Raw genomic sequence first — 26,642 nt, 5'->3', positions numbered from 1 at the left:
GTGTCGAGGGGTGGCGCATGTCCAGGGAGCAACGCGGGCCGAACGAAAAACTCGGCGCCGTTCTCGCCCTCGCGGGAATCAGCAACGCCGGACTCGCACGACGCGTCAACGACCTCGGCGCCCAGCGCGGGTTGACGCTTCGCTACGACAAGACGTCGGTGGCCCGCTGGGTCTCGAAAGGGATGGTGCCGCAGGGAGCGGCGCCGCACCTCATCGCGGCCGCCATCGGCCAGAAACTCGGCCGCCCGGTGCCGCTCCACGAGATCGGCCTCGCGGACGCGGACCCCGCGCCCGAGGTCGGCCTCGCCTTCCCCCGCGACGTCAACCAGGCGGTGAAGTCGGCCACGGAGCTGTACCGGCTCGACCTGGCGGGACGCCGGGCCGGATCCGGCGGCATCTGGCAGTCGCTCGCCGGTTCGTTCGCCGTCACCGCGTACGCCACCCCCGCCTCCCGCTGGCTGATAACCCCGGCCGACAGCTCGGTGGCGCGCGAGGCCGGCGGGACCGAGGGCTCGGCCGCACCGCTCAAAGTCGGCCACAGCGATGTGCGCAAGCTGCGGGAGGCCGCCGAGGACGCCAGGCGCTGGGACTCCAAGTACGGGGGCGGCGACTGGCGTTCGTCCATGGTGCCCGAGTGCTTACGGGTGGAGGCCGCGCCGCTGCTGCTGGGCTGCTACTCCGACGAGGTCGGCCGCGCGCTGTTCGGCGCCTCCGCCGAACTGACCCGGCTGGCGGGCTGGATGGCCTTCGACACCGGCCAGCAGGAGGCCGCCCAGCGGTACTACATCCAGGCGCTGCGCCTGGCCCGCGCCGCGGCCGACGTGCCCCTGGGGGGATACGTCCTGGCGTCGATGTCCCTCCAGGCGACCTACCGCGGCTTCGGCGACGAGGGCGTCGACCTCGCCCAGGCCGCGCTGGAGCGCAACCGCGGCCTGGCCACCGCGCGCACCATGAGCTTCTTCCGGCTGGTGGAGGCACGCGCCCACGCGCGCGCGGGTGACGCCCAGGCGGCCGGCGCCGCGCTCAAGGCGGCCGAGGGCTGGCTGGAGCGGTCCCGGGAGGGCGACAACGACCCGACCTGGCTCGGCTTCTACGGCTACGACCGGTTCGCCGCCGACGCCGCCGAGTGCTACCGCGACCTGAAGGCACCCCGCCAGGTCCGCCGCTTCACCGAACAGGCGCTGTCCAAACCGACGGAGGAGTTCGTGCGCTCGCACGGCCTCAGACTCGTCGTCTCGGCGGTCGCCGAACTGGAGTCGGGCAACCTGGACGCGGCCTGCGAGCAGGGCGTGCGGGCGGTGGAGGTCGCCGGACGCATCTCCTCCGCGCGCACCACCGAGTACGTCAGGGACCTCCTGCACCGGCTGGAGCCCTACGGCGACGAGCCGCGCGTGGCGGAGCTGCGCGAGCGGGCCAGACCGCTGCTGATGACGACGGCCTGAGCGGGACGGGACGGGACGGCAGGCGGCGCCCCGCTCCGTCCCCGGTCCGTTCCCGGTCCGTCCCCGCCGCGGGGTTCCGCCGCGGGGTTCCGCCGCGGGCCCGAGGGGCCCGGCTCGGTGCTCCCCGCGGACTCCGTGACCGAGGTGATGCCGGTGATCTTGCCGTCTCCCGGTTTGAAGGCATTGTCAGTGGCGCAGTGCACTATCGGGAGCGGGAGGTGGAGCAGGTGCGGAAGAGCGCTCACGACTGCGATGCGCTGGTGATCGGGGGCGGCATCGTCGGCCTGTCGACGGCGTACGCGATCACCCGGGCCGCGCCGGGCACCCGGGTGACGGTGCTGGAGAAGGAGCCGGGCCCGGCCCGGCACCAGACCGGGCGCAACAGCGGGGTGATCCACAGCGGGATCTACTACCGCCCCGGCTCGCTCAAGGCGCGGTACGCGGTGCGGGGCGCCGCCGAGATGATCAAGTTCTGCGCGGAGTACGGCATCGCGCACGCCGTCACCGGCAAGCTGATCGTCGCCACCGGCCGCGACGAGCTGCCCCGCCTGCACGCCCTGGTCCAGCGCGGCCGGGAGAACGGCATACCGGTGCGCGAGCTGGGCGCCGCCCAGATCGAGGAGTACGAACCGGAGGTGCGCGGCCTGGCCGCGATCCACGTGGGCACCACGGGCATCTGCGACTATACCGCCGTGGCCCGCCACCTCGCGGACGCCTCGGGCGCCGACATCCGCTACGGCGCCGAGGTGGTCCGCGTGGACCGGCGGCCCGAGCGGGGCGTCGCCGTCCTGACGTCCGGCGGCGACATCGTCCGCGCCCGCGTGCTGGTCAACTGCGCCGGGCTGCACTGCGACGAGGTGGCGCGGCAGACCGGGGACGACCCGCAGGTGCGGATCGTGCCGTTCCGCGGGGAGTACTACGAGCTGGCGCGCCCGGAGCTGGTGCGGGGACTGGTGTATCCGGTGCCGGACCCGGCGTTCCCCTTCCTCGGCGTGCACCTCACCCGGGGCATCGACGGCGGGGTGCACGTCGGCCCGAACGCGGTGCCGGCGCTGGCCCGCGAGGGGTACGGCTGGGGAGTCGTACGGCCCCGTGAGCTGGCGGGCACGCTGAGCTGGCCCGGCTCCTGGCGGATCGCCCGCCGGCACTGGCGGTACGGGGCGGGGGAGCTGCGCCGGTCGGTGTCGAAGGCGGCGTTCGCCGAGGCGGTGCGCCGGCTGCTGCCCGCCGTGGAGGAGCGGGACCTGGTGCCCGCGCCCGCCGGGGTCCGGGCCCAGGCCGTCCTGCGGGACGGGACGCTGGTGGACGACTTCCTGATCCGCGAGGGCCCGCGGACCGTGCACGTGCTGAACGCGCCGTCCCCGGCGGCCACGGCCTCCCTGCCCATCGGCCGCGAGGTGGCCCGCCGGGCCCTGGCCGCACTGGCGGCCACGGAGTGAGCGACGCAACCCGCACCGCGGCGAGGCCGACAGCGAGGCCCACCGGGGCCACGACGACGGCAGCCACCACGCGAGGGCACCGAGCCGAACCGACCCGCCGGCCGGCCGGCCAGGACAACGACGGCCGGGGACGCCGCACGAGCGCACCGAGCGGTCCCGGCCCACGGACCGACCAGGACCACGACGACGGCAGGCACCCCGCGAAAGCAGCGAGCCGAACCGGCCCACGAGCCGACCGGCGCCGCGACGACGGCAGTCACCGCGCGGGGACACCGAGCGGCCTCAGCCCCCGACGCGGCCGATGCCACGGCGGCGGGGGACGCCGTGTGAGCGCACCGCGCCGCCTCGCCCCACAGGCCGTCCAGGGCCACGACGGCGGTCGGGGACGCCCGCGAGAGAGCCGAGCGGTCTCGTCGTCCTGTGTGCCGTCCGCGTTCGCCGGGCGGCCCGGCCGGCGCCGTCCGGACCGTAAAATGGGGCGCACTGTGTCTGACTCCGTGAACACCCCCGCCTCCGCCGCCCCCACTCCCCCGCACACTGCCGGTGAGCCCGTCCGGCACAGCCGGGCCAAGGGCGAGCCGCGGTTCCCGGACGGTCCCCAGGCGGACCCGGCCGGATCGCACTTCGAGCGGCGGATCCGCAGCTTCCAGCCGCGGCGCAGCCGGGTGACCGCCGGACAGGCGGACGCGTTGCAGCGGCTGTGGCCCCAGTGGGGGCTGGACATCGACGGACAGCGGGTGCTCGACCTGGCCGAGCTGTTCGGCAACGGCCGGCCGGTCGTCCTGGAGATCGGGTTCGGCATGGGCGAGGCCACCGCGCGGATGGCCGCCGCCGACCCGGACACCAACATCCTCGCGGTCGACGTGCACACCCCCGGCCAGGGCAACCTGCTGGCCCTCGCCGACCGGGGCGGTCTCACCAACGTCCGGGTCGCCAACGGCGACGCGATCATCCTGCTGCGCGAGATGCTCACCCCCGACTCCCTCGACGGGCTGCGCGTCTACTTCCCCGACCCCTGGCCCAAGAAGCGGCACCACAAGCGGCGGCTGATCCAGCCGGAGTTCCTGACCCTGGCCGCCGCCCGGCTCAGGCCCGGCGCGCTCGTGCACTGCGCCACCGACTGGGAGCCGTACGCCGAGCAGATGCTCGACGTGCTGAGCGCGCACCCCGCTTTCGAGAACACCCGGCCCGGCGGCGGTTACGCGCCCCGCCCCGCCTTCCGCCCGCTGACCCGGTTCGAGGGTCAGGGCCTGGACAAGGGGCACGTCGTGAACGACCTGCTCTTCCGGCGCGTACCGCACGGGTCCGGGCAGTCCGTCCAGGACCCCGCCCCGCATCCCGGCCGCGGCTGACGAGACACCGTCGCGACCGGCACCTTCCCTCGTTAGGGTCAATGACGTGGCCACCTGTCCCCCGTACCCGACGTATCCCAGCGGTCCCCCGCCGATAGCCGACGGCCGGCCGCGGCACGCGCACTGGTGGCACAGGCGGTGGGTGCGCTACGGCGCGCTCGCGGCGCTGCTCGCGCTGTCGGGGCTGGTCATCCTCGCCCTGGTCCGCCGGCAGACCGGCACCGAGGGCTTCCTGGTGGGCCTCGGCCTGGCCGTGCTGCCGGTGCCGCTGCTGACGGCCGCCTTCCGCTGGCTGGACCGGGTCGACCCCGGCCCCTGGCGGAACATGGTCTTCGCCTTCGCCTGGGGCGCCTGCGCGGCGGCGCTCATCGCGATCGTCGCCAACAGCTTCGCCACCAAGTGGATCGCGACCGCGACCGCCGATCCGGCCGGCGCGGACACCCTGGGCGCGACGGTGATAGCCCCGATCGTGGAGGAGTCCGCGAAGGCCGCCGCCATCCTGCTGATCTTCCTCTTCCGCAGACGGGACTTCACCGGCGTCGTCGACGGCGTGGTCATCGCCGGAACCACCGCCACCGGCTTCGCCTTCACCGAGAACATCCTGTATCTGGGGACCGCCTTCGGCACCGACCAGACCACCGGCTACCAGGGCATCGCCTCCGTCACCGCGGCGACCTTCTTCGTGCGCGTGATCATGTCCCCGTTCGCGCACCCGCTGTTCACCGTCTGCACCGGCATCGGGTTCGGCGTCGCCGCGCTGGCCGGGGAGCGCCAGCGCGCGCGGCGGCTCCTGGTGCCGCCCGCCGGACTGCTGCTCGCCATGGGCATGCACGCCTTCTGGAACGGCTCGTCCACCTTCGGCGAGTACGGCTTCTTCGCGGTCTACGGCGGCTTCATGGTGCCCGCGTTCGGGCTGCTCACCTGGCTGGTCGTGTGGACCCGGCAGCGCGAGCTGCGCACCGTCCGCGAGGAGCTGCCCGCCTACGCGGCCGCCGGGTGGCTGACGCCCGCGGAACCGTTCGCCCTCGGCTCCCTGCGCGCCCGGCGGCTGGCCCGCGAGTACGCGGCCCGGCACCTGGGCAAGCCCGCCGCCCGCACCGTCGCCCAGTACGAGGCGTACGCGACCTCGCTGGCGTTCCTGCGCCGCCGGGGACGCCTGGGCCGGGCGGGCGCCGACTTCACCCTGCGCGAGCGGGAGCTGCTGCACGAGCTGTGGCGGCGGCGCGAGACCGCCCAGCCCGCCCTGGACCACGCGGCCCGCATGACCGCACCGCCGGTCCGCGCCCTCCCGGCCCCCTGGCCCGCGTACGGCCTGTACGGCTACGGACCCGGGCCGGGGTACGGGCAAGGGCAGGGGTACGGGCAGGGACAGGGCCAGGTACCGGCGCAGATGCCGGCGTACGGCCACGGCTACGGCTACGGCTACGGCTACGGCGGGTACGGCGTCGCCGCCGGACAGCCCGCGCACGGACAGCCCGCGTACGGGCAGCCCCCTCACGGACAGCCCCCGTACCGCGCCCAGCCGTGAGGCCGGGTCAGGCCGAGGCGCGGGTCAGCTTCGCGGTCTCCTCGTCGGTCAGTCGCAGCTCCGCCACGCCCAGCAGGGCCGGGAGCTGCTCCACGGTGCGCGCCGAGGCGATCGGGGCGACGACCGTGGGCTGCGCAGCGAGCCAGGCGAGGGCGACCGTGGCCGTCTCGGCACCGCGGGCGCGGGCGACCTCGTCGAGCGCGGCCAGGACCTTCTGCCCGCGCTCGGTCTCCAGGTGCTTGGCCGCGCCCTGCGCGCGCGGGCTGTCGACCGTCGTGCCGGGCCGGTACTTGCCGGTCAGGAAGCCGGCCGCCAGCGCGTAGTACGGCACGGCCGCCAGACCCGCCCGCTCGGCGAGGTCCCGCAGAGCGCCCTCGTAGGTGTCCCGGGAGACCAGGTTGTAGTGCGGCTGGAGCGCGACGTAGCGGGCCAGGCCCTCGCGTTCGGAGAAGTCCAGGGACTCCTTCAGGCGCTCGGCGGAGATGTTGGAGGCGGCGATGTACCGGACCTTGCCCGCCCGCACCAGTTCGTCCAGAGCGCCGATGATCTCCTCGACGGGCACCTCGGGCCGGTCGAAGTGCGTGTAGTACAGGTCGATGTGGTCGGTGCCCAGCCGCTTGAGGGAGGCGTCGGCCGCGGCCTTGACATTGGCGGCGGACAGGCCCTGGAAGTCGGGGTGCTGGCTGACCTTGGTCGCGATGACGACGTCGGAGCGGTTGCCGCGCTCCTTGAGCCTCCCCCAAGCTCTTCGAGCAGGGGGTACCCCCAGCCGATGATCGTCTCGGACTCGCCGCCCCGGTGGCCCTCCACCCAGGCCGAGTAGGAGTCGGCGGTGTCCAGGAAGTTGCCGCCGGCCGCCGTGTAGGCGTCCAGGACGGCGAAGGACCGCTCCTGGTCGGCGGTCCAGCCGAAGACGTTGCCGCCGAGGGCGAGCGGGAAGACCTCGAGGCCGGACGAGCCCAGTTTGTGCAGAGAAGTCATGTGACCCATCAACGCCCCCGGCACAGCGGCCCCTTCCGCGCCCCGCCGGTCCCGGGCGCAAAGCTTGCGCAAACCACCCGTACGGCTGGCGGCGCGCCCGCGGCGGTGACCCCGGGATCAGGGAATCAGGGATCAGGGAATCAGGCGGATGAGCAGGGCATCAGGGGTTGAGGCCCTTGGCCCGCAGCCAGGCCATCGGGTCGATGCCGGACGCCTCGCCGCCCGGGTGGACCTCCAGGTGCAGATGCGGCCCGGTGACGTTGCCGGTGGCGCCGACGCGGCCGATGACCTCGCCGGTGGCGACCTTCTGGCCGGCGCTGACACTGATCGACGACTGGTGGCAGAACCACAGCTCGGTGCCGTCGTCCAGGGTGAGGATCGTGCGGTAGCCGTAGGCGCCCGCCCAGCCGGCCTCGGTGACGGTGCCGCTGTGGACCGCCTTGATCAGGGTGCCGGTGGGCGCGGCGAAGTCGAGGCCGGTGTGGTGCCCGGAGGACCACATGGAGCCGGCCTGGCCGAAGGTGGAGGTGATCGTGTACGAGGAGGTCGGCAGCGTGTACTGCTTGGCCAGCTCCGCCAGCCGCGCCGCCTCGGCCTTCTTGCGGGCCTCCTCCTCCGCCTTCTGCTTCTCGGCGGCGGCCTTGGCCTCGGCCTCCTGCTTCGCCTTGGCGGCGGCCTCGTCCGCCTGCCGGGCGGCGCGCTGGACGGCGGCCTGCTCGGTGGCGGCCTCGGCCCTGGCCGCGACCTGGGCCTGCTGCTGCTCGGCCTGGGCCATGATCCGGTTGCGCAGCGCCTCGCCCGCGCCGGACGCGGCGCTGGGAGCGGCCGGCGTCCCGGCCGGTGCGGCGGTGACGTCGCTGAGCGCGGTGGCGGAGCCCTCGTGGTGCTCCTTGGCGGAGCCGCCGTCGAAGAGGGAGCCCACGGAGGCGGGCAGCGCGTGCAGGTCCGGCACGTCGGGCAGCGAGATCGCGACCGGCGGCTTGCCGGTGTTGGCGCTGGCCATGCCGCCCGCGCCGACGGCCGCTATGACGCCCACGCCGAGCACGGTGGAGCTGCGGGCGAGTCCGCCGCCGCGCTGCTTGGCGACGCGGTGCCGGCCGCGCACGGGGCGGAGGGAGTCCTCGGTGGGGTTCCACTCCTCCATGGGGCCCTCGTCGGGGGTCCGGCCGCCGTAGCCGAAGGAATCGGTGCGCTGGCTCGGCACGAACGGGGCTTCTGGGGCAGGCCGGTTGGACGCCACGCGGGCGTGCTCCTTTCCTTCCGTCTCGCCTACCGGGTTAGCTGACGGGTTCGGAGCGGGAAGGTCTCCTACGCGCGTCAACCGGCCGTACGCGTACGGCGGATGATGCCCGATTCACCCCAAGTTGGTGGTTCCCCGGTTCCCTTGCGGGATTCGGCGCGCGCGCACGGAGCCGCCTCTGATGACGGCTGGGACGACCGCGCTGCGTTATCGAACGTTAATAGACCCGGGCCTCCGATTCCAAGCCGCCCGGCTTGATCATTAAACCTTTTTGGCCAAGACGTACACCTCAGGGGCGACGAAACCGGGGCGAGTTGACTGAACTTCAGGCCATTTCCGGGGCGGGGCGGAGCCGCAGGCGCCCGCGAAAGAAGTGATGGTGTGTCAGTTGTTATGCGGACGGACACAGGCCGGTCACGCGAGGTGACATCGATCAAGGAGCGACCGGGAGCCGGAAGAGCGCCAGAAGACCGCAGCAGAGAACCAACGGAAGACCGCGGGAGGCCCGGAAAACACTCAGGGCCGGAATCCGTTTCCGGATTCCGGCCCTGAGTCTTCAGTAGCGGGGACAGGATTTGAACCTGCGACCTCTGGGTTATGAGCCCAGCGAGCTACCGAGCTGCTCCACCCCGCGTCGTTGAGATAACTGTACATCACCCGCGGGGTGGATTGCACACGCGTTACGGCAGGTGCCGGTTCGGCTCCTTGGCCAGGGCCTCGAACTCCGGCAGCACCACGACGTCCGCGCCCTCGGCCGCGAGTACCCCGGAGCCGTCGGCGGACTCCACGAAGGTGTCCGGCTCCCGCCACGCCGTGACCACCCGCCGCACCCCCGCGTCCAGAATCAGCCGGGCGCACGGCCGCGGCCGGGAGGCGCGTCGGGCGCACGGTTCCAGGCTGCTGTACACCGTGGCCCCGGGCAGCCGCGGGTCCGCCGGGTCGATCTCGGCGAGCGCGGCCTCTTCCGCGTGCACCACCGGGTCACCGGCCTCCCGCGAGTGGCCCCGGGCCAGCTCGGTGCCGTCCGCCGCGACCACCACCGCGCCCACGCTGAACGCCGTGCGCGAGGGCGGGCACTGCGCGGCCAGCTCGCAGGCGATCCGCAGCCAGTGCCGGTCGGCGGGCACGGCGCCGGTCCCGGTGCCGGGGGCCGTGGGCTCGTAGCGCATGAGGACGACGTCCCCGAGGGCCCGGGTCTCCAGCAGCCGCAGCCGTCCCGCCTGGTACGCGCCCGGCCCGAACAGGCGCGGCGCCGCCGGGTCCCCCACGATCAGCGGCGCGACCACGAGCTGGAGCTCGTCGGCGAGCTGCCGCCTCAGCAGCTGGGTGTGCACCGTGCCGCCGCCCTCGACCATGAGCCGGCGCACCCCGCGCACGTCGTGCAGATGCTCCAGCAGGCGCCGCCAGTCGAGCGCCGCGCCCAGCGGGACGACGGAGACGGAGGCGGCACCGGTGGCGGGGGCGGTTGCAGTGGCGGGGACGGGGGACGCGGCATCGGGATCCTCGGATCCGGGGGCCGTCCCGACGCCCGCGCGGCGCAGCCGTTCGGCGCCCTCGTCGGTCGTGTAGACGGCCTTCTCGCCGCCCGTGTGCCAGAAGCGCGCCCGCGGGTCCAGCTCGCCGGTGGCGGTGACCGTGACCTTCAGCGGATGCTCCGGCCGGCCGGCGGCGACCCGGGCCGCGCGGCGCTCGGGCGCGTTGACCAGCAGGCGGGGGTTGTCGGCGCGCAGGGTGCCGGCGCCGACGAGGATGGCGTCGGAGGCGGCCCGCACCGCGTCGACCCGGTCGAAGTCGGCGGCGCCGGACAGCAGCAGGCGGTCGGGGCCGGTGTCGTCCAGGCAGCCGTCCAGGGAAACGGCGGCGGACAGCAGGACATGGGGCAGGGGCATCGGGGCGCACTCTCTCTCGGAGGCGGACGGACTCGGAGGCGTGGGGGCGCTCGGTTTCTACCCGTCCATCCTCGCGGCCCCGTCCGGAACCTCGCCGTCCGCCCCTGGGTCCGGGCGTGTGCGTCCCCCGGCGGCGCGCCGGCCCGGTGGCGTCACCCGGTCCAGTGTCCCGAGGTGAACGTCACCGCGAGCACCGCCGTCAGCGGCGCGACCACCCCGACGTAGGCGTCCTTCACCCAGCGCCGCCGCAGGCTCCAGTGGGCCAGGCCGGTCCACAGCGGCCACCAGATCAGGGTGGCGCGGGGCACGGAGAGGTACCAGTAGGACGTGCCCAGGGCCCACAGGTTGAGGGCGATGAACACGGCCTCCGGCCAGCGGCGGCGGACCAGCAGCACGGCGAGCAGCAGCACCCCGACCGCCATGGCCGCCAGCTCCAGCTGGAACTCGACGGCGTACCCGGTGCTCTGGAGGTGCCCGAAGGCGTTGTGCCAGGTGTTGCGGAGGGACTCGGCGGGGGTGTGGAAGTCCCGGTACCAGCCGCGTTCCTCGGCGTGCTTCCAGGCCATCCAGTCACCGGTGTGCGCCCGCAGGTAGCCGGCGTAGACGGCGGCGGGCACGGCGGGCAGCAGGCACCAGCCGAGCGGGAGCAGCCGACGGGCGAGCGGCGGGCCGTCCGAGCCGTCCGAGCCGTCCGAGCCGTCCGAGCCGTCCGAGCCGTCCGAGCCGTCCGAGCCGTCCGAGCCGTCCGCCCGAGTTTGCGCGCGTACGGCGATCAGGAGTTCGACGGCGAGCGCGGCGGCCAGGAACAGACCGCTGACCCGGACGGTGGTGGCCGCCGCGCCGAGCAGCCCGGCGAGCGGCCAGTTGCCGCGCTTGGCCGCGAGCCAGGCCGGGAGCGCCAAGGCGAGGAACAGCGACTCGGTGTAGCCGGCGGCCAGGAACACCGCGGCGGGCGAGAACAGCAGGAAGGTCGCGGCCCGCGGGCCCGCCTCGCCGCCGTCCGGGCGGCCGAGAGCGGCGATCCGGCCCAGCGCCACCACGGCCACCGCCCCGCTCACCAGGGAGATCAGCAGCCCGGCCGCGGTCCAGTCGGGGACGACGGTGTGGACGGCGCGCAGCACGAGCGGGAAGCCGGGGAAGAACGCCACCCGGTTGTCGTGCGGGACGTCGATGCCCGGGAACGCGTCGAAGTAGCCGTACTCGGCGATCCGCCGGTAGTGGACCCAGTCCCACTGCTCCCAGCGGGAGAGCCAGGTGGCGGGGGTCCGGTCGGCGGTGCCGTCGGGGGCCAGCCAGGCGCTGGCGTAGGCGACGAGGCCGAGGCCGAGGCGGGTGAAGAGGTAGAGGCGCAGGACGCGGAGGTCGGCCGGGGTGAGGCGGCCGGACATCCAGTCCGGTGTGCGGTCGGGTATCCGGCCGCGTATCCGCTCCGGTATTCGGCCGCGTATGCGCTTCCCCACCCGGCCGGGCGACCGCCGCCGCCCGTGCGGCCGGCCGCCGGGGCCGGCTTCGGCTTCGGCGGCGGGGGCGGAGCCCGGTCCGCGGGGGCCGCCGCCCGGCCCGGGGGCGCCCGGGGTCTCGGTCGTGGGCAGGGTGGTGGTCATCGGGCGTCCGTTCCTGAGAGGGGCCGGGCGGGCGGGCGGTACGGGCGGCGGCTGCGGCCGGCGCTGCGGCTGGGCCTGGGACACGCGCGTAGGCTACCCGTGCCCGGCGGTGCCACCGGCGCCGCCGGACGGGGGCGTGGTCCGGGACGCCGGGGCGTACGAGGGCGAGGAGGAGCCCCCGGCCGTGGCCGGGGGGTGGGTCGTGGCGGCCCGGGAAGGAGGGCCCGAGGAGGCCCCCGAAGGCGGATCGCTCGGGGAGAGGCCGGGCGCCGGTGCCCGGTCCGGGTGCGCCTTCGGGGAGAACGGCGAGGACAGGGGGCTCACCGCGGGGCGCGGCGGGGCCGTGCCGGGTTCCACGCCGACGCGGGTGCCGGGCAGGAGGAACAGTCCGAGGCCCGCTCCGGCGACCGCCAGCAGCGAGCCGACGGCCCGTTGCGCCGCCCGCGCCCGGCGGCGCGCCCGTACGCCTTCCCACAGGCGTGCGCGGTGCCGGGGCTCGAAGGGTGTGTGCTCCTGCGGCGCGCGCATCAGTCGCGTCAGCCGCCGTTCGAAGTCGTCGTCCATGGTCCTCTCCTTCACCCCACCGACTCGCTGACGTCGTCCAGGAGCTCCCTCAGGCGCGCCACTCCGCGCGCGGCGTGCGAGCGGGCCGTGCCCAGCGGGCAGCCCAGCGCGTCCGCCACCTGACTCTCGGAGAGGTCCTGGCAGTAGCGCAGCACCACCACGGCCCGCTGCCGCGCCGGCAGGCGGGCGAGCGCCGCCTCCAGCCGCGAGCGCTCGGCCACGGTCGCGGACACATCGCCCGCCACCGCCGTCTCGGGCACCTGGTCGACGGGGCGCTCGCCCCACCAGCGCCGCCGCGCGGAGCGGGCCGCCGCCCGGACCATCACCTTGCGTACGTACGCCTCCGGCGCCTCGTGGGCCACTTTCGGCCACACGAACCAGAGTTTGACGAAGGCGTCCTGCACCAGGTCCTCCGCACGGTGCCGGTCACCGCCGGTGAGCAGCCGGGCGAGGTGGAGCAACGCCGACCAGCGGGCCGCCACGAACTCGTCGAACTCACCGGCCAGAGCCTGCCGCATCCCCACCGTCCCCGTTCCCGCCAGTCGCCTACACCTGGGAACAAGACAGTGGCAGGTCCGGTTCTATGCACCCGCCCGCTGTGATCCGGGTCACCGGGAGTGCGGAGCGTGTCCTCCCGGACCGGTCAGGGCCTGCCGAGCGCGGCCACCGCCCGCCGCGCCTCCTCGACGAAGGCCGACTTCGCGCGGTGCAGTTCGTCCAGCGAGTCGTGCCGCCGCAACCCCTCCAGCAGCCCGTTCGCGGCGGCCGCCGCCTCCGGGGGCCCTTCGAGCACGACACCGGCGTACGCCCGCTGGAGCGACAGATCGTGATCGCCGCCACCACCGCCACCGCGGCCGGACCGCTCGGTCAGGAGCCTGGCCTCCGCGGCGCCCAGGAACTCCGCGTAGACCTGTCTGCGGAGCGCGACGGCGCGCTGGCCGTCCGCGCCCCGCAGCGTCATCCTCACCGACTCCAGCAGCGCCTCCGCCTGCCGGTCGCCCGCGTGCCGGGCCGCCTCGGCCTGCCGCACCCCGGCGCTCCTGCTGTACCAGCCCGTGACCACACTGCCCACGATCGCCGAGCCCGCGGCGATCAGCGCGATACCCCATTCACCCATGCCGCCATCCTCTCGGTCGCGCCCGGCCGCGGGCCCCGCTCCGGCCACAGGTGCGGCACGGATCACTCGACGCCCCGGGGCGTCGTGCCCGGTACGATCGGACCATGTCTGTCGAGGACACCGAAAAACCGGCGCCGACCTGCGCAAACAGCTCATCCGGCCGCCCGTCCTCGGATAAGATTGACCATTGGGGCGACGGGCGACGGGCGACGGGCGACGGGCGACGGGCGACGGGCGACGGGCGACGGGCGACGGGCGACGGGCGACGGGCGACGGGCGACGGTACTGCTCGCCGCGCGTTCGACGGTGGCGCTCCACCGGCTGCTGGACACGGTCCCCGCGCTGTCGGGCGATGACCGGATCACCCGGCTGTTCACCCTGGTCCCCGGCTCGGACTTCGGCGTCGACGTGCTCGCCGCCGTCGAGGCGGTGGGCGGGCGGCTGGTGCCGTGGAGCGAGGCGTGCGCCCGCTCCTACGATCTGATCCTCACCGCGAGCCCCAAGGGCGACCTGCGGCTGCTGCACGGCCGCCACGTACTGCTGCCGCACGGCGCCGGCTACAACAAGTCGATCCCCGGCGAGGGTTCGGACCCGGACTCCGCGTCCGGACTCGACCCCGCCTTCCTGCTGCGCGCGGACGACGGCACCGGCGCCGCGCCCGCCCCCGTGGCCCTGCACGCGGTCGCCCACCCCGACCAGGTGGCGCGGATCGCCGCGGCCGACCGGCGGGCCGCCGACCGGGCCAAGGTCGTCGGCGACCCCACCCTCGACCGCCTGCTCGCCTCCCGCCCGCTGCGCGAGCGCTACCGCGCCGCGCTCGGCACCGGCGCCCGCAGACTGCTCGTACTGGTCTCCACCTGGGGCCCGGAGTCGCTGCTGCGCCGCTTCCCGGAGCTGCCGGCCCGGCTGGCCGCCCACCTCCCGCAGGACGAGTACCAACTGGCCCTGGTGGTGCACCCCAACGAGCACAGCCTGCTGGGCACCTACGACCTGACCGAGCGCCTCGCGCCCGCCCTCGACGCGGGCCTGGTCCTGGCGGGCCCGCACGAGGAGTGGGCGTCCGTGCTGATCGCCGCCGACGCGCTGGTCACGGACCACGGCTCCACCGCGCTGTACTACTGCGCCACCGAGGACCGGCCCGTCGTCGGCGTCCACCAGGACGGCGCCGAACTGATACCGGGCAGCCCCATGCACACGCTCCTGGACCGCATACCGCGCCTCGGCGCGCCGGACGCCGCCCCCGCGGCCGTGGAAGAGGCCCTGCGCGCCTACCGCCCCGGGACCGGCCGGGAGGCCGCCCGGACCGCCTTCGCCCAGCAGGGACGGGCCCTGCGGCTGCTGCGGACCGAGCTGTACGCCCTCCTCGGCCTGACCCCGCCCGCCCGGACCGCTCCGCCCCGGCTGCTGCCCGAGCCCCGGCCCGCGGAGCGCGTCCCCGCGGCGTTCGACGTGGACACCGCGGTGGAGACCCGCACCGGCACCCGCGCGGATGGCGTCGCCGCCCGCGTCCGCGTCGCCCGGCGCCCGGTCGGACTCGGTGCCCCCGGCGACCACCTCGCCGCCGAGGACGGATCCGCGAGCGAGGCCCTGGTCCGCTCGGCGGGAGTGCTCTACCGGCGCCCGCTGCCCGCCGCCGACGCCTCGTCAGGATCGGCCTGGACGGCGGACGGCTGGATGCGCCACGCGCTGTCCGCGTACCCGGGCTGCCGTACGGCCGCGGCGGTCCTGACGCCGGACCTGTTCCTGCTGCGCACCCGCACCCGCGCCTCCACCGGCACGGCGGAGGCGTCCGGGGCGTACGCCGTCCAGGTCGCCCCGCTGGCCGAGGACGGGCGGGTGACGCGCGCCGACCCGGCCGCCGCGGTGTCGGCCGTGCACGCCTGGCTGCTGCGCGACTCCCCGTCTCCTGCCCCGGACCCGGTTTCCCTCGCCCTCGCGCCGCTCCGGCTGAGCTGTGTCATCGGCGACCGCGCCTTCGCCCTCGTGCTGCGCCCGGCCACGGACGCCGAGGCGGCGGCGCCCTTCTGACCGCGCCGCCGTGCCGCCGCGCCCCGCGCGTGCCGGATGTCCTACGCGTCCAGGCCGTTGTGCCGCCGGATGTCACGGGCGGCCGTGCGGTGCTCGGCGGCCTCGGCGCTGCGGCCCTCGTTCTGGGCCAGCTCGGCCAGCGCGTCGTGGACCCGGGCCTCGTCGAATCCGGAGCGCCGCCGGACGGCGGCCCGCAGCGAGTCCTCGTACAGCGGACGGGCCTCGGCCGTGCGGCCGAGCCGGTGGAGCACACCGGCGAGCGCGAAGCCGGTGCGGCGGGTCATCCGCTCGCGCTTGCCCTCGACCGCCATGCCGTGCGCCTCGGCGAGCAGTTCCCGTGCCTCCTCCAGCTCACCGAGCTTCGCGCGGGCCTCGCCCAGCCGGTACGTCTGGAGCATGGCCCCGTAGGGGTTGGGGATCGCCAGGTGCATCGCGCGGGACCGGGCGAACTCGGCCGCGGCGCGCGCCCAGTCGCCGCCGGCTCCGTGGAGCATGCCGCGGAACTCGACCAGCGACGCCCCGAGCTTGCGGTCGCGCTCGCCGCCGCCGAGCCCGGCGAGGGCCGCCTCGGCGTGGTCGAGCTGCTCGGCCGCCTCGCTCAGCAGCCCCGCCTCCCACAGGTGCCGGGCGAGCTGGCACCGCGTGCGCACCAGCCAGACCGGCCGGCCGCCGTCGCGGACCGCGCAGGCGACGGCGAGCCGCAGCGCCCCGATGACGTCCGACTGGTGCGGGTGGTCCAGCGCGTACGTCCACACCGCCTCGGACAGCGCCACCGCCTCGGCGTCCAGACCGCGCTCATGGGCGAGGCGTACGGCGGCGAACAGCGTATGGCGCTCCTCGTAGAGCCAGGCCGAGGCGCGGTCGGAGCGCGCCGCGCGCTCCTCGGGGCCGTCCGCCTCCGCCGGGTCGGCCAGCGGGGCGTCCGGCGCCCCGGCCAGGGCGGGGAACGCGTCCCCGACGAGGAGCCGGGACCCGGCGGCGAACCGGTCGGCCCGCTGGAACTGCCGTACCAGCCAGCGCAGCAGCCTGGTCAGCGCCTCCGCCGCCTCGCCGCCCCGGGCGTCCCGGCGCGAGCGGCGCCGGGCGTGGGCGCGCAGCGGGCCGGGCAGCCGCATCCGGCCGTCCGCCGCGGACAGCACCTCGCTCAGGTCCAGCAGTCCGGCCCGGTCGAGCTCTTCGAGCGCGTCCTCGCACGCCTCGGGCCCGCGGCCCAGCAGCGCGGTCGCCGAATCCGCGGTGAAGGTCAGCGCGGGGTGGTGCGGCAGCAGCCGGTAGAGCAGGGCCGCGGTGGGGGACAGTCCGTCGTACACGGTGTCCCAGAACCGCTCCACGCCGGGGACGCCGCTCTCCTCCCACGCGCTGTGCAGCTGCGGGACCAGCCGGGACAGGGGCCGCAGCCGGTGCCCGCGCACCCAGCCGCCCGCGACATGGAGGGCTGCCGGCAGCCCTTCGCACAGCCGCACCAGCGCCCGTACGGAGTCGGGATCGGCCGCCAGCCGGGGGTCCTGTACGACCAGTTCCAGCAGTTCGGTGGCGGCCCGCTCCTCCAGCGGGGGCAGCGCGATCCCGAGGGCGGCCCCGTCCTCCAGGTCGCGCAGCGGGCTGTGGCTGGTGACGATCACCAGGCTGCCGCCCGACGTCGGCAGCAGCGGGACGATCTCCGAGGCGTAGCGCGCGTTGTCCACGATGAGGATCAGGCGCGCGCCGGCGGTCTTGCTCCAGTACTGGTTGCAGCGCGCCTTGAACTGCGGCGCGAGGAAGGCCGGCTCCACGTCCAGGGATTCCAGTAACTGGGCGAGCACGTCCGCGGGGTCGGCGGCGCCGCCCATCCGGAAGTCGTCCAGGTCGACGGAGAGCACCCCGTCGGGGAACTCGTCGCGCAGCACCCGCGCGAGCAGCCGGGCCAGCTCGGTCTTGCCCACGCCCTGCGGCCCGCTGAGCGTCACGAGCAGGGGCCGCCCCCCGCCGTCCGCCCGCTCCCGCACCGCACGGAGCACCCGCTCCCGCGGCTCCTCACGGTCGACGAAGCACGCCGGTTCAGGGGGAAGCTGCACTCTCACGGATCCGTCCCAGCCCTTCGCGTCCTCGGTCGCCTAACGCCCCACTCTAGAGGTGTAGTTGCCGCCGCACACCGTGTCACAGCGGCACGCCGGACCGCACGGCTAATCCTCGGACCGCCCCCGCGGGCGAGCACGGAGCCCCCGGCACGCCGAAGCGCCCCGACCGGTCGAAACCGATCGGGACGCTTCCCGCGGGCCGGAGGGGTACTCCCCTCCCCCGCACCTGTAGGCCCTGTGGGACTCGAACCCACAACCAATGGATTAAAAGTCTGCTGAGCCCCCAAGGCGCCCTGTACCGCCTCGTACCGGCACGCGCCTCGTCGGGCCTTACTCTCCAGGTCAGAGGCGTTCAGCGAACGTATATCGCGCCCTCTTCACCTTGCCTAGTACCGCCGCGTACCGTGCTCTTACGCGGCCTTCGGGCCAGCACCGGGCCAGCAGGAAGGGCCCCCGACCCGCAGGTCAAAGGCCCTTTCTCGTACACCCGATTCTACTCCGAGGCCTACCCGATGTCAGTGCCGGCCCGTACCGTGTGCCTCGTCAGATTCCGCGTCTGCTGGCTGCGACGCGCTCGGCCCCTGCTTCGGTACAGCGCCCGAAGCAGGGGCCGCTCCACTTCCTCGCCGAGCCCGCGGCACGGCTGCCGCAGCACGCTCCGTCAGGTCCTGCTCGTACTCCTGGAACAGGCTCATGTACGTGTCAGAGGTCAGGACGATGGTGGAGTGCCGCAGCTTCTTGCTCGCGTCGTCGATGTCGCCGCCGCCGGCCTTCACCAGGGCGGCCGCTCCGTGCCGGAGGTCTCGCAGATTGATGGGCGGGAGGGCGGCCGCCTCCACGATCCGCTTGAACTCCTTGCTGACGACGTCGGGGTGCAGCCAACTGCCGTCCTCGTCCGTGAAGACCTTGCCGGTCTCGGACCACTTCTTTCCCGCCTTCAGCCGGGCCGCGTGCTCAGCGTCCTGACGGGCGCGGTGCTCGCGCAGTACGGAAACCGTTTCTCCGTCGAGGATCACGGCAGACATGGACGAGTCCGTCTTCGGGACGGTCTCGATGGGCGTCCAGCCGTCCACCACGATCTCGGTCAGGACGTCGATCCGCGGGGGGCTGATGTCCAGGTGGACGTTCGCCCAGTCGGCGCCCACACCTTCGCCGCGGCGCAGGCCGTGGTGGGCGACCAGGTGGAAGAAGGCGTACAGGCGGCTGTCCTCGGCCGCGTCGAGGAACGCGCCCAGCTGCTCGGGCGTCCAGACCATCACTGGGGACGGCTTGGCGCCGGTCTCCTTCCAGCGGGCTACCCGCTCGGCGGTCCACAGCAGGCCCTTGGGACGTGCGCCTGAGCCCAGCTCCACGTGCTTCGCCGCGTTGAAGGTGATGAGCTGCGTGCCGATCGCCTTGTTGAGGGCCGAGCGCAGGGTGCGACGGATCGCGTGGCGGGTGGAGACGCCGTTGGCCTTTCGGTACGGCTTCATCTCGGCCAGCTTGGCCCGCTCGGCGGCCAGGCGCTCACGTTCCTTGGCCGGCGGTCGTCCCGGCTTCGTCCACTTCGCCCGCGCTTCCTGCTCGCGGCGCGCGGCGTTCTCCGCACGGATCAGGTCGGACTCGTCGGCGATGGCATCGAACATCTCTTGGATGTGTCCGACGCTGAGACGGTCCAGCCGGTAGTGCCCGATGCGGGGCTTCAGGTGCACGCGGATGTGCGAGTGGTAGCCAGCGTTCGTTGTCGGGCGCGTCTTCTTGGTGGCCATCCACCGGTCGAGCCACTCGGCCACCGTCATCTTGCCGTCGAGCGGCACGCCTACGCCCAGGCGGCGCTGGACCTCGGCGGCCTGGGGGATGTCTGCGCGGCGTGCGGAGATGTCCGCTAGGAGGTCGCCCACGCGCTGCTGTTCGGTTGGATCGTCACCGGGGAGGGCGAGGATGGCCTGCAGGCGGGAGAGGTCGCCCTGGGCCGGTGTCACGCCGTCGTACCCGGTGCGCCGGAAAGTTCGGCGGTTTCCCTCGGCGTCCGGCGGCAGCTCCTGGCGGAGGCCGATGGACCCGTGGTTCTTCTTCTTCAGCTGTGGACATGAGTTGCCCAACAACTTGCCGTCACCCCCGCGGCACTCGCATCGGCGGTAGATGCTTCCGGCCCGGCGTGCTGACGGCATCAGTCCTACTCCTTCCGCTCGGGCGGCTTCTCATTGTCGCTGATCTGGACGATGCCGACACCGATCAAGTGCTGTGCGACCGAGTTCAAACCGGCCAGCATCGCAGTTGTCATCTCGCCCGGCCGCACCGCGAGCGCCAGGTCTCCAGACTTCGTCCGAATCGGCACTATCACCTGGTCATCCGGCACGTCCTCGCTCTCTACGAACCACGCCTTCGGGGCCCGCTCTCGTGACTCCATGCAACCTCCCCCATCGCCAGCACGCTATTCGTGCACACGTTCGAATATGCGGTTGGACCAGTGCATGTATCGGCCAACTGCGTCCGGACATGATCGCACCGCAGGCCGCAAATCTCTACGGCCTGCTCGTATTGATCACGCAGGGTGAGGCAAAGGGGAATGGACCCCTCACCGTTCGGCGTCATCATCTGGCGGGACCAGCGTGTCGATCAACCGCAGGAGGCGGTCTCGCTGATCGACCGGGAGCTGGTCGAGCTTCCGCACGTAGGCCTTGGCCTCAGATGAGCCGCTGACTAGCGGGTCTACCCCATGGAACTGCTGGCCGGCCGCGTCCTGGAGTTGCTCCAGCGGGAGTTCGCACGCGGCCGCGAGGGCCCGTAGCTCTTGCACCTCTGGCGGCGTCACAGGCTCCCCAGACTCCAGGCGATAGATCCAGCCACGCGTGACTCGTTTGCCCGACAAAGGGTCGACGGCTTTCGCCGCAAAGGTCGCCAGAGACTCGTTCAACTCTGAACGACGCCTTCGTACCAAGTCCGCGAACTGGGTACGCCGTTCAGGGCCGCCGATGCCTTCTCTCGCCTGGTCTTCGTGTGCCGCCATGGGGCTCATCCTGTCACTCCTGTGAACTGTTGTGCGCTCTTGTCGTTCAGGCGTGCTCTTGGAGCGCTGGTGACGTACGCGCAGGTCAGTTGGGGCGATCATTCCACTCACTGGACGGATTGTTCAGCACGCGAACCGATCTCGCCAGTCCGCCTGGACCCAATGTCCGATTCTTGACGCAACCCCCACAGTCATTCAGCTCACTAGACATTCCGTTCAGCTCGTGTGATGCTCTCCTTCATCGCCGTTCAGCGCGATGAACGTTCCGTCCCACGAGGTGAACGACGCATGTCCGGAACCCCAGCACTCACCATGTACGCGGTCGCCAGCGGCGACCGACTCAAGCTCCTGATGGAGCGCACCGGCACTGGTGACAGCGTCACCAGCCGCGAACTTGCCGAGGCAACCGGCGTCGCCCACGGCACGATCGGGGCGCTCATGTCCGGCGCACAGCGCACCGTCCCGGAGGAAAAGGCCAAGGCCATCGCGGCCCGGCTCGGCGTGGACCTTCTCGTGCTCTTCATACCGATGGAGCGCGCCGGCCGGACCCTCATCCCCGCGCAGCAGGTGAGCGTATGACGACTGCCGCCCCGCTTACCCCGGCTCAGGTCGCCGAGCTGCCCGCGATGCTGCCGGTGCTCCAGGCGTTCGCCGCTCTCAACATCGGCGAAACGCTCGGCTACGACCTGATCAGCTCGGGCCAGTTCCCCATTGAGGTCATCAAGCTCGGCCGCGCCTTCCGCGTCCGCAAGGCCGACCTGCTCACCTTCCTCGGCCTCGCCGAGTTCGTCGCCGCCGAGGTCCAGTCGGCAGCGGCCACCACTGACGACGGCGCCCCCGGGGTCCAGCCGCAGGCGCCGTCCGAGCAGCCCAGCCCCACCCACGCCAGCAAGTAGAACGGAGCAGCTCCATGCAGCAGCTTCCCACGCCGGAGCCCGCCTCCGACTGCGCAGTCCCCCGCGCCCTCGCCTCCCTGGCCTCCGCCCGACTCGGCGCCGACCAGGACGTGGCCGAGTGCCTCGACCTCATCGCCGAGCTGGTGAAGCGAACCGGTGACCCGGTCAACGTCTTCGCGTGGATCCGCAGGCTCTTCGCGCACGAGGACCTCCACCTGCTGGCCGCTCAGCACAACATCACGTTGCACGAGACCCGTGCCGATGAGCAGCCCACCGCCACGCACGTCATCTGGGCGGCCGAAGGCCGCGGGTTGGCGATCGTGCCGCAGTGCCAGCACCCGGCCGACACGGTCCGCCAGCTGCGCGACGCCCTCACCCAGCGCGAGGAACAGAAGCGGAGCAGCGCCGCCTTCCAGGCCTCCGTCGCCGCCGGCCACGTCGAGGACGTCGAGGTGTGGTTCACCCGGACTCACAGGGCGGCCCGTTGACCACGCCCGCCGCGCGCGCCCGGACCACCCCGGGCGTCGCGGCCCCCTCTCAGCACATCGACGGCTCCTTGTTCGTGGACATGGACAACGCCCGCGCTCGCTACGAGTGCTACCGCCCCGGGTGCCTGAAGCCCCGCGAAGAGCCAGTCCGGCCGTCCGCCGTCACGCCGTTCATCGACGGGATCAAGGCCCGGCACTTGAGCCAGTACCACGGGAGCACCCCTTGACCGAACCACAGACCACCGATCTCCGGGCCGCCGCCCGCGAGTTGCACGACGCTGGCCTGTGCGTCCTGCCCATCAAGGCCGACGGTACGAAGAAGCCCGCCGTGTCCTGGATGGACTACAAGATCGAGCGCACCACGCCCGAGCAGCACGACGGTTGGTTCGGCGGTGACCGGCCCCGCGGCATCGCCGTGGTCTACGGCCAGGTGAGCGGCGGCGTCGAGCTGATCGAGTTCGAGGGCCTCGCCATCCGCGAGGGCCTGCTGGACGAGGCCACCGAGATCATGGACGCTGCCGGACCCCATATCGCCGAGGCCTGGCACACGCTCCTGAACGGCTGGGTGACCGAGTCACCGTCCGGCGGCCGGCACTACCGCGTCCGCGTCGAGGGCGGCGACGTCCCCGGGAACACCAAGCTGGCCAGCAGGCTCGCCCGAGAGGACGAGTACACCGAGGCGGACCGCCAGCGGCTGCGCGAGCGGCCCACCGCGCGCATCGTCCGGGTGCTCGTCGAGACCCGAGGCGAGGGCGGTTACGGCCTGGTCGAGCCGTCTGGCGGCACCGTCCACGCCACCGGGCGCCCGTACGTCCGGCTGGCGGGCGGGCCAGGCACGATCCCCGTCCTCGACGCGGACACCATGGCCGCGATCCGTGACCACTGCCGGATGCTGGACCAGCTGCCGCAGCCGGAGGCCCCGCGGACCGCGCCGCGCCCGGCTCCGCCCCGGGCCGACGGGAGCCTGCGCCCTGGCGACGACTTCGAAGCGCGCGCCGACTGGGCCGACATCCTCGGCGGCGTCTTCCGCCCGCTCACCACCCGCGGGAGCGAGACCTACTGGGGGTGGGCCGACGGCGTCGGCGGCGTGAAGGCCACGACTGGGCGCGACGAGCACGACCGGCTGTTCGTCTTCGCCACCGGCAGCGAGTTCCAGAGCGAGGTGCCCTACAGCAAGTTCGGCGCCTACGCCCTGCTGAACCACGGCGGCGACCACAAGGCCGCCGCGCGGGAGCTGACCCGCCAGGGCTACGGCAGCCGCCGCCTCGCTGCGGTCGGCGCCCCGGGCCCCGCGCCAGCGCCTGCCACTGAGCAGCCGGACGCCGACGAGACGCCCGTCGACAAGGACCAGGAGGAGCAGAAAGACGAGGGCGGACGCGAGGGGTTCGACTATGCCGCCACGTTCGACCTGCCCGCCACCGTCCGCACGCCGTACGACTACCGGATGACGGGCCGCGGGGTCGAGGTGCTCAGCACCAGCGGGGACAACTGGATTCGCGTCACGTTCGCGCCGCTGGTCATTGCCGCCACCTTCGAGGACCCCGAGGGCGACCAGTACGTGGAACTGTCGTGGATCGACCGCAGCCTGGCGGGGCGGCCCCGCCGGATCTCCCGCATCGTCAGCCGCGAGACCGCGAAGCGCGGACGAAAGCTCATCGAGACGTTGGGGTCGGCCGGCCTGCCCGCCGTCGAGGGCGACGCACGCGCCGTAGAGAAGTGGCTTGCCGAGTTCGAGGCCGCCAACGTCGGGCGCATCCCGTCCGAGCAGCTGGCCCGCTGGCTGGGCTGGCAGGACGACGGCACGTTCGTCTCCTCACCCGAGGACGGCATCAAGGTCGACACGCCGTTCGAGGAGCAGCGGGGCCCGGCGCGAGCCCACGCCAGGAAGGGGACACTGGACGGCTGGCGGGACACCATCGTCCAGCTGGAGGGCTTCCCGGTGCCGCGCGTCGCGGTGGCGGCCGCGCTCGCCGCTCCGCTGCTCAAGCCCCTCGGGCTGAACAGCTTCACCCTGGACATCTCCAGCCGCTCCACGAAGGGCAAGACCACTGCGCTCCAGGTCGCGCTCAGCGTGTGGGCCGACCCGTCCGAGCACGCGTCGGCGATGTCCAACTGGCGCACCACGCTGTACGCGATCGAGAAGCGGCTGAACCTGGTCCGCGGCCTCGTCACCGTCTTCGACGAGACGATGGCCGTCACGGACGACACCCTCATCGACGAGGTGCTGTACCAGCTCCCGATGAACCACGGGAAGGCCCGCAGCGGCGGCGCCTTCGGCAACATGCTGCCCTGGGAGACCATCCTCCTGTCCTCGGGCGAGCGGCCAGCGCTCAGCTTCACCACCAGCCAGGGCGCGGCCGCGCGCATCCTCGGCACCACGATCGCCCCGTTCGGCGACGGCGGCGGCACGGTCGCGGCGGCGGCCCGGGAAGGCGTGCTTGCCCACCACGGGCACGCAGGGCCGGAGTTCATCCAGTACATCCTCAGCGGCCTCGCGAAGCCGAACGGACGCGAGGGGCTCAAGGAGAAGCACCGCGCCCTGGTGGACGAGTTCCGCGGCGGCGGCGATATGACGAACCGGCGCGCGCCGATGGTGGCCGTCCTGGCCTTCGCAGAGGCGCTGGCGTGCCGCATCGGTCTCCTGCCGTACGAGCCGCTGCCGCATGACGTCTGGCGCGGGCTGTTCACCGCCCACAACCCCACCGACAACCGGCCGGACATGGCGCTGGACGTCCTGCGGGAGTACGTGGCGGGCCACGCGCACGAGCTGTTCACGGCCACGCGAAAGGTGATGAACGAGAAGCCGCCGTACGCCGGGTGGCTGGGCGTCCTGGGCACGGACAAGGAGACGGGGGCCGCCGAGGTGGCCCTACTGCCCGAGCGCGTCCGCAAGATCCTCGCCGAGGCCGACTACTCGCTGGACGCCGTCGTGGGCAGCTGGATCGACGCGGGCTACCTAAAGACCCTCAAGAGCCAGCGTCCGGCCCATCTCGTGCCCCGCCGCTTCGACGGCGCCCGCGCCAAGTGCCTCGCCTTCACCCCGGAGGGCATGCCCTTCGGCGACCAGGACGAGGCGGCATGACTGCCACCGCGCGGGTGGTACGCACCGAGTGCGTACCACCCGCCAGCCCTCATCCTCGCAGGTCAGCGGCGTCGAAGACGGTCTCTCGGGGGCGGTACGCACTCGCCCGGAAATGGCACCCCTCAGGCGTGGGCGCGTGTGCGCGCCTGCGTGCGCCTGTGCCCACGCATCGACCCCTGTCTGTTTCTGCGTACCTGCGTACCACTGCCCCTAGAGAGACACATAGCAGCAGGTCGACCCCGCTTTTTGCCCGGTACGCAGCCGGTACGCAGCCGGTACGCAGTGCGTACCGGCCCTCTCCCCTCTCCACCGAATCGAGGTGACCCATGTCCTTCACACCCCGCCCGTACCAGGTCGACGCCATCGAGGCGTTGCGCCAGGGCTGGTCCACCGGGAAGAACCGCCTGGCGGTCGTCCTGCCGACCGGCGGCGGCAAGACCGTGGTGTTCTCCCACCTGGCACACCGGATGCTCGATGACCTCGGAGGCAAGCGCGTCCTGGTGATCGCCCACCGGGAGGAGCTGATCGAGCAGGCCGCTTCCAAGCTGCTCGCCGTGGACCCGATGCTGCGGGTCGGCATCGTCAAGGCCCAGCGCGACGACCACGCGGACGCCGACGTGATCGTGGCCAGCGTCCAGACCCTGGCCGTAGCCCGCCGCCGCGAGGCCATCCGCGACATCGGCCTGGTCATCGTCGACGAATGCCACCACGCCGCCGCCCGGACGTACATGGAAGTGCTCCAGCACTTCGGTGCCTGGGGCGGCGTCCCGGTGGCCGGCTTCACCGCGACCATGCACCGCGAGGACGGCGGCCTCGCCGAGGTCTGGGAGGACGTCGTCTTCCGCCTCGACATCCTCGACATGATCAGCGACGGGTTCCTGTGCGACGTCCGCGGGAAGCGGATCACGGTCGACACCCTCGACCTCAACAAGGTGCGCACCCGGGGCGGCGACCTGGTCGATGGGCAGTTGGGCAAGGCCCTGGAAGACTCGGGCGCCCTGGACGCCATCGCCAAGGCCTACGTCGACCACGCGGCCGACCGGGCGGGCGTCGTCTTCACGCCGACCGTGGCGACCGCCCAGGCCGCCGCCGCCGCGCTGGAGGCCGTCGGCATCACGGCGGCCCCGGTGTGGGGTGATATGGGCCGCGACGAGCGGAAGGCCACGCTGGCCCGCTACTCGGCTGGGGACGTGCAGGTACTCACCAACTGCATGGTGCTCACCGAGGGGTTCGACGCTCCGCACACCAGCTGCGCGGTGATCGCCCGCCCGACGAAGAGCGCGAGCCTGTACGTGCAGATGGCCGGCCGCGCGCTGCGCCCGGCGCCAGGGAAGACCGACGCGCTGCTGCTGGACGTCATGGGCGCCTCCACCCGGCACAAGCTCGCGTCCATGGTCGACCTGACCGCGCGGGAGGTCGGGGAGGCCGAGGAGGGCAAGACCCTGCGGGAGGCCGCCGAGGAGCACGTCGCCTCCGTCCAGCGCCGCGCGCTGGCCGCCCGGGTCGAGGTCGAGGAGGCCAACCTCTTCGGGGAGTCGGCGATCCGCTGGCTGCGCACGGCTGACGGCACATGGTTCATCCGCCTGACCGGACCCATGTTCCTGTTCCTGCAGCGCGACCCCGGGACCCGCCTGTACCGGATGCGACGCTGGACGGAGGCGCACGGCGCGCACGCGCCGAAGGAGGACGTGGCCCGGCCGCTGCCGGAGGCCCTGGTGTGGCTGGAGCAGCAGGCCAAGATCCTCGCCCCGCACGCGTTCGTCGCCCGTCAGGCCCGTTGGCGGTCCGGGGCGCCGAGCCCGAAGCAGCTGGGGCTATGCCGTCGCCTCGGCATCGCCGTGCCGCGTGGCGCGTCGGCCGGGGACGTCGCCGACCTCATCGACCAGGACCGCGTCGGCCGCGTCCTCGGTCAGCTGATCCTTCCCGCCGCGTAGCGGTCCGGGCCT

General features: G+C 73.4%; 20 protein-coding genes, 1 tRNA gene, 1 pseudogene and 1 riboswitch. Of the genes and pseudogenes, 10 read left to right on the top strand and 12 right to left on the bottom strand.

Going from position 1 to position 26,642, the window contains the following annotated elements; all coding sequences use genetic code 11:
• The first annotated feature begins 17 nt into the window (after positions 1 to 17).
• From R4Z62_RS18040 to R4Z62_RS18025, 4 genes are all read left to right on the top strand, one after another.
• The gene (locus R4Z62_RS18040; RefSeq protein ID WP_064533906.1) at positions 18 to 1,442 is read left to right on the top strand and encodes an NsdA family TPR-like regulatory protein; all 1,425 of its coding nucleotides are present in this window, start codon (positions 18 to 20) and stop codon (positions 1,440 to 1,442) included.
• 218 nt (positions 1,443 to 1,660) lie between these two features.
• On the top strand, positions 1,661 to 2,881 hold the full coding sequence (gene lhgO / locus R4Z62_RS18035) for an L-2-hydroxyglutarate oxidase (RefSeq protein ID WP_491520341.1): 1,221 nt from the start codon (positions 1,661 to 1,663) through the stop codon (positions 2,879 to 2,881).
• Positions 2,882 to 3,366: 485 nt separating this feature from the next.
• On the top strand, positions 3,367 to 4,233 hold the full coding sequence (trmB, locus tag R4Z62_RS18030; RefSeq protein WP_491520340.1) for a tRNA (guanosine(46)-N7)-methyltransferase TrmB: 867 nt from the start codon (positions 3,367 to 3,369) through the stop codon (positions 4,231 to 4,233).
• Between the two features lie 46 nt (positions 4,234 to 4,279).
• On the top strand, positions 4,280 to 5,761 hold the full coding sequence (locus tag R4Z62_RS18025; protein ID WP_491520339.1) for a PrsW family intramembrane metalloprotease: 1,482 nt from the start codon (positions 4,280 to 4,282) through the stop codon (positions 5,759 to 5,761).
• A gap of 7 nt (positions 5,762 to 5,768) precedes the next feature.
• On the opposite strand, the pseudogene R4Z62_RS18020 reads toward R4Z62_RS18025, so the two are convergent.
• The 8 genes and pseudogenes from R4Z62_RS18020 to R4Z62_RS17985 all read right to left on the bottom strand — a co-directional run bounded on the left by R4Z62_RS18020 (position 5,769) and on the right by R4Z62_RS17985 (position 13,156).
• Positions 5,769 to 6,742: pseudogene (locus R4Z62_RS18020) on the bottom strand (aldo/keto reductase).
• Positions 6,743 to 6,902: 160 nt separating this feature from the next.
• Positions 6,903 to 7,982 (bottom strand): M23 family metallopeptidase, encoded by a 1,080-nt coding sequence (locus R4Z62_RS18015; protein ID WP_064533910.1) that lies wholly within the window; start codon positions 7,980 to 7,982, stop codon positions 6,903 to 6,905.
• Positions 7,983 to 7,993: 11 nt separating this feature from the next.
• A riboswitch (cyclic di-AMP (ydaO/yuaA leader) is annotated at positions 7,994 to 8,151 on the bottom strand.
• A gap of 391 nt (positions 8,152 to 8,542) precedes the next feature.
• A tRNA-Met gene (locus tag R4Z62_RS18010) sits at positions 8,543 to 8,616 on the bottom strand.
• 46 nt (positions 8,617 to 8,662) lie between these two features.
• Positions 8,663 to 9,871, bottom strand: a complete 1,209-nt coding sequence (locus R4Z62_RS18005; protein WP_491520338.1) for a dihydrofolate reductase family protein — start codon at positions 9,869 to 9,871, stop codon at positions 8,663 to 8,665.
• Between the two features lie 152 nt (positions 9,872 to 10,023).
• On the bottom strand, positions 10,024 to 11,475 hold the full coding sequence (locus tag R4Z62_RS18000; protein ID WP_491520337.1) for a mannosyltransferase family protein: 1,452 nt from the start codon (positions 11,473 to 11,475) through the stop codon (positions 10,024 to 10,026).
• 93 nt (positions 11,476 to 11,568) lie between these two features.
• A complete protein-coding gene (locus tag R4Z62_RS17995) occupies positions 11,569 to 12,039 on the bottom strand; it encodes a cellulase (protein ID WP_491520336.1) in 471 nt (156 codons plus the stop codon).
• Between the two features lie 11 nt (positions 12,040 to 12,050).
• Positions 12,051 to 12,557 (bottom strand): SigE family RNA polymerase sigma factor, encoded by a 507-nt coding sequence (locus R4Z62_RS17990; RefSeq protein ID WP_064533914.1) that lies wholly within the window; start codon positions 12,555 to 12,557, stop codon positions 12,051 to 12,053.
• 125 nt (positions 12,558 to 12,682) lie between these two features.
• Positions 12,683 to 13,156, bottom strand: coding sequence for a hypothetical protein (locus tag R4Z62_RS17985; RefSeq protein WP_385501972.1), 474 nt, complete (start codon positions 13,154 to 13,156; stop codon positions 12,683 to 12,685).
• A gap of 306 nt (positions 13,157 to 13,462) precedes the next feature.
• On the opposite strand from R4Z62_RS17985, the gene R4Z62_RS17980 reads away from it, so the two are divergent.
• Positions 13,463 to 15,184 carry a translation initiation factor 2 gene (locus R4Z62_RS17980; RefSeq protein WP_491520335.1) on the top strand — a complete coding sequence of 574 codons (1,722 nt, stop codon included), beginning with the start codon at positions 13,463 to 13,465 and terminating at the stop codon, positions 15,182 to 15,184.
• Positions 15,185 to 15,225: 41 nt separating this feature from the next.
• Here R4Z62_RS17980 and R4Z62_RS17975 read toward each other — a convergent pair whose 3' ends face one another.
• The 4 genes from R4Z62_RS17975 to R4Z62_RS17960 form a co-directional block, all read right to left on the bottom strand.
• The gene (locus R4Z62_RS17975) at positions 15,226 to 17,238 is read right to left on the bottom strand and encodes a tetratricopeptide repeat protein (RefSeq protein WP_491520334.1); all 2,013 of its coding nucleotides are present in this window, start codon (positions 17,236 to 17,238) and stop codon (positions 15,226 to 15,228) included.
• A 518-nt stretch (positions 17,239 to 17,756) separates the two neighbouring features.
• The gene (locus R4Z62_RS17970; protein WP_491520333.1) at positions 17,757 to 19,391 is read right to left on the bottom strand and encodes a site-specific integrase; all 1,635 of its coding nucleotides are present in this window, start codon (positions 19,389 to 19,391) and stop codon (positions 17,757 to 17,759) included.
• Positions 19,392 to 19,396: 5 nt separating this feature from the next.
• Complete coding sequence (locus R4Z62_RS17965) at positions 19,397 to 19,630, bottom strand: hypothetical protein (RefSeq protein WP_491520332.1); 234 nt, start codon at positions 19,628 to 19,630, stop codon at positions 19,397 to 19,399.
• 168 nt (positions 19,631 to 19,798) lie between these two features.
• Positions 19,799 to 20,230 (bottom strand): hypothetical protein, encoded by a 432-nt coding sequence (locus R4Z62_RS17960; protein ID WP_491520331.1) that lies wholly within the window; start codon positions 20,228 to 20,230, stop codon positions 19,799 to 19,801.
• A gap of 228 nt (positions 20,231 to 20,458) precedes the next feature.
• On the opposite strand from R4Z62_RS17960, the gene R4Z62_RS17955 reads away from it, so the two are divergent.
• From R4Z62_RS17955 to R4Z62_RS17935, 5 genes are all read left to right on the top strand, one after another.
• A complete protein-coding gene (locus tag R4Z62_RS17955; RefSeq protein WP_491520330.1) occupies positions 20,459 to 20,809 on the top strand; it encodes a helix-turn-helix domain-containing protein in 351 nt (116 codons plus the stop codon).
• The gene (locus tag R4Z62_RS17950) at positions 20,806 to 21,126 is read left to right on the top strand and encodes a helix-turn-helix domain-containing protein (RefSeq protein ID WP_491520329.1); all 321 of its coding nucleotides are present in this window, start codon (positions 20,806 to 20,808) and stop codon (positions 21,124 to 21,126) included. The genes R4Z62_RS17955 and R4Z62_RS17950 overlap by 4 nt, the downstream gene beginning before the upstream one ends.
• Positions 21,127 to 21,140: 14 nt before the next feature.
• Positions 21,141 to 21,614, top strand: a complete 474-nt coding sequence (locus R4Z62_RS17945) for a hypothetical protein (RefSeq protein ID WP_491520328.1) — start codon at positions 21,141 to 21,143, stop codon at positions 21,612 to 21,614.
• A gap of 223 nt (positions 21,615 to 21,837) precedes the next feature.
• Positions 21,838 to 24,696 carry a DUF927 domain-containing protein gene (locus R4Z62_RS17940; protein ID WP_491520327.1) on the top strand — a complete coding sequence of 953 codons (2,859 nt, stop codon included), beginning with the start codon at positions 21,838 to 21,840 and terminating at the stop codon, positions 24,694 to 24,696.
• A gap of 326 nt (positions 24,697 to 25,022) precedes the next feature.
• A complete protein-coding gene (locus R4Z62_RS17935; protein WP_491520326.1) occupies positions 25,023 to 26,630 on the top strand; it encodes a DEAD/DEAH box helicase in 1,608 nt (535 codons plus the stop codon).
• The last annotated feature ends 12 nt before the right edge of the window (positions 26,631 to 26,642 follow it).

The sequence above is a fragment of the Streptomyces sp. PL-25 genome (assembly GCF_058344915.1).
Note: the sequence above shows the minus strand (reverse complement) of the source record. Positions and strands in the feature narration are given on the sequence as shown.

Excerpts from the sequence above, each read along its gene's own strand:
- R4Z62_RS18040 (WP_064533906.1), top strand. The coding sequence starts at position 18 with ATGTCCAGGGAGCAACGCGGGCCGAACGAAAAACTCGGCGCCGTTCTC.
- R4Z62_RS18005 (WP_491520338.1), bottom strand. The coding sequence starts at position 9,871 with ATGCCCCTGCCCCATGTCCTGCTGTCCGCCGCCGTTTCCCTGGACGGC.
- R4Z62_RS18000 (WP_491520337.1), bottom strand. The coding sequence starts at position 11,475 with ATGACCACCACCCTGCCCACGACCGAGACCCCGGGCGCCCCCGGGCCG.
- R4Z62_RS17995 (WP_491520336.1), bottom strand. The coding sequence starts at position 12,039 with ATGGACGACGACTTCGAACGGCGGCTGACGCGACTGATGCGCGCGCCG.
- R4Z62_RS17990 (WP_064533914.1), bottom strand. The coding sequence starts at position 12,557 with ATGCGGCAGGCTCTGGCCGGTGAGTTCGACGAGTTCGTGGCGGCCCGC.
- R4Z62_RS17985 (WP_385501972.1), bottom strand. The coding sequence starts at position 13,156 with ATGGGTGAATGGGGTATCGCGCTGATCGCCGCGGGCTCGGCGATCGTG.
- R4Z62_RS17970 (WP_491520333.1), bottom strand. The coding sequence starts at position 19,391 with ATGCCGTCAGCACGCCGGGCCGGAAGCATCTACCGCCGATGCGAGTGC.
- R4Z62_RS17965 (WP_491520332.1), bottom strand. The coding sequence starts at position 19,630 with ATGGAGTCACGAGAGCGGGCCCCGAAGGCGTGGTTCGTAGAGAGCGAG.
- R4Z62_RS17960 (WP_491520331.1), bottom strand. The coding sequence starts at position 20,230 with ATGGCGGCACACGAAGACCAGGCGAGAGAAGGCATCGGCGGCCCTGAA.
- R4Z62_RS17955 (WP_491520330.1), top strand. The coding sequence starts at position 20,459 with ATGCTCTCCTTCATCGCCGTTCAGCGCGATGAACGTTCCGTCCCACGA.
- R4Z62_RS17950 (WP_491520329.1), top strand. The coding sequence starts at position 20,806 with ATGACGACTGCCGCCCCGCTTACCCCGGCTCAGGTCGCCGAGCTGCCC.
- R4Z62_RS17945 (WP_491520328.1), top strand. The coding sequence starts at position 21,141 with ATGCAGCAGCTTCCCACGCCGGAGCCCGCCTCCGACTGCGCAGTCCCC.
- R4Z62_RS17935 (WP_491520326.1), top strand. The coding sequence starts at position 25,023 with ATGTCCTTCACACCCCGCCCGTACCAGGTCGACGCCATCGAGGCGTTG.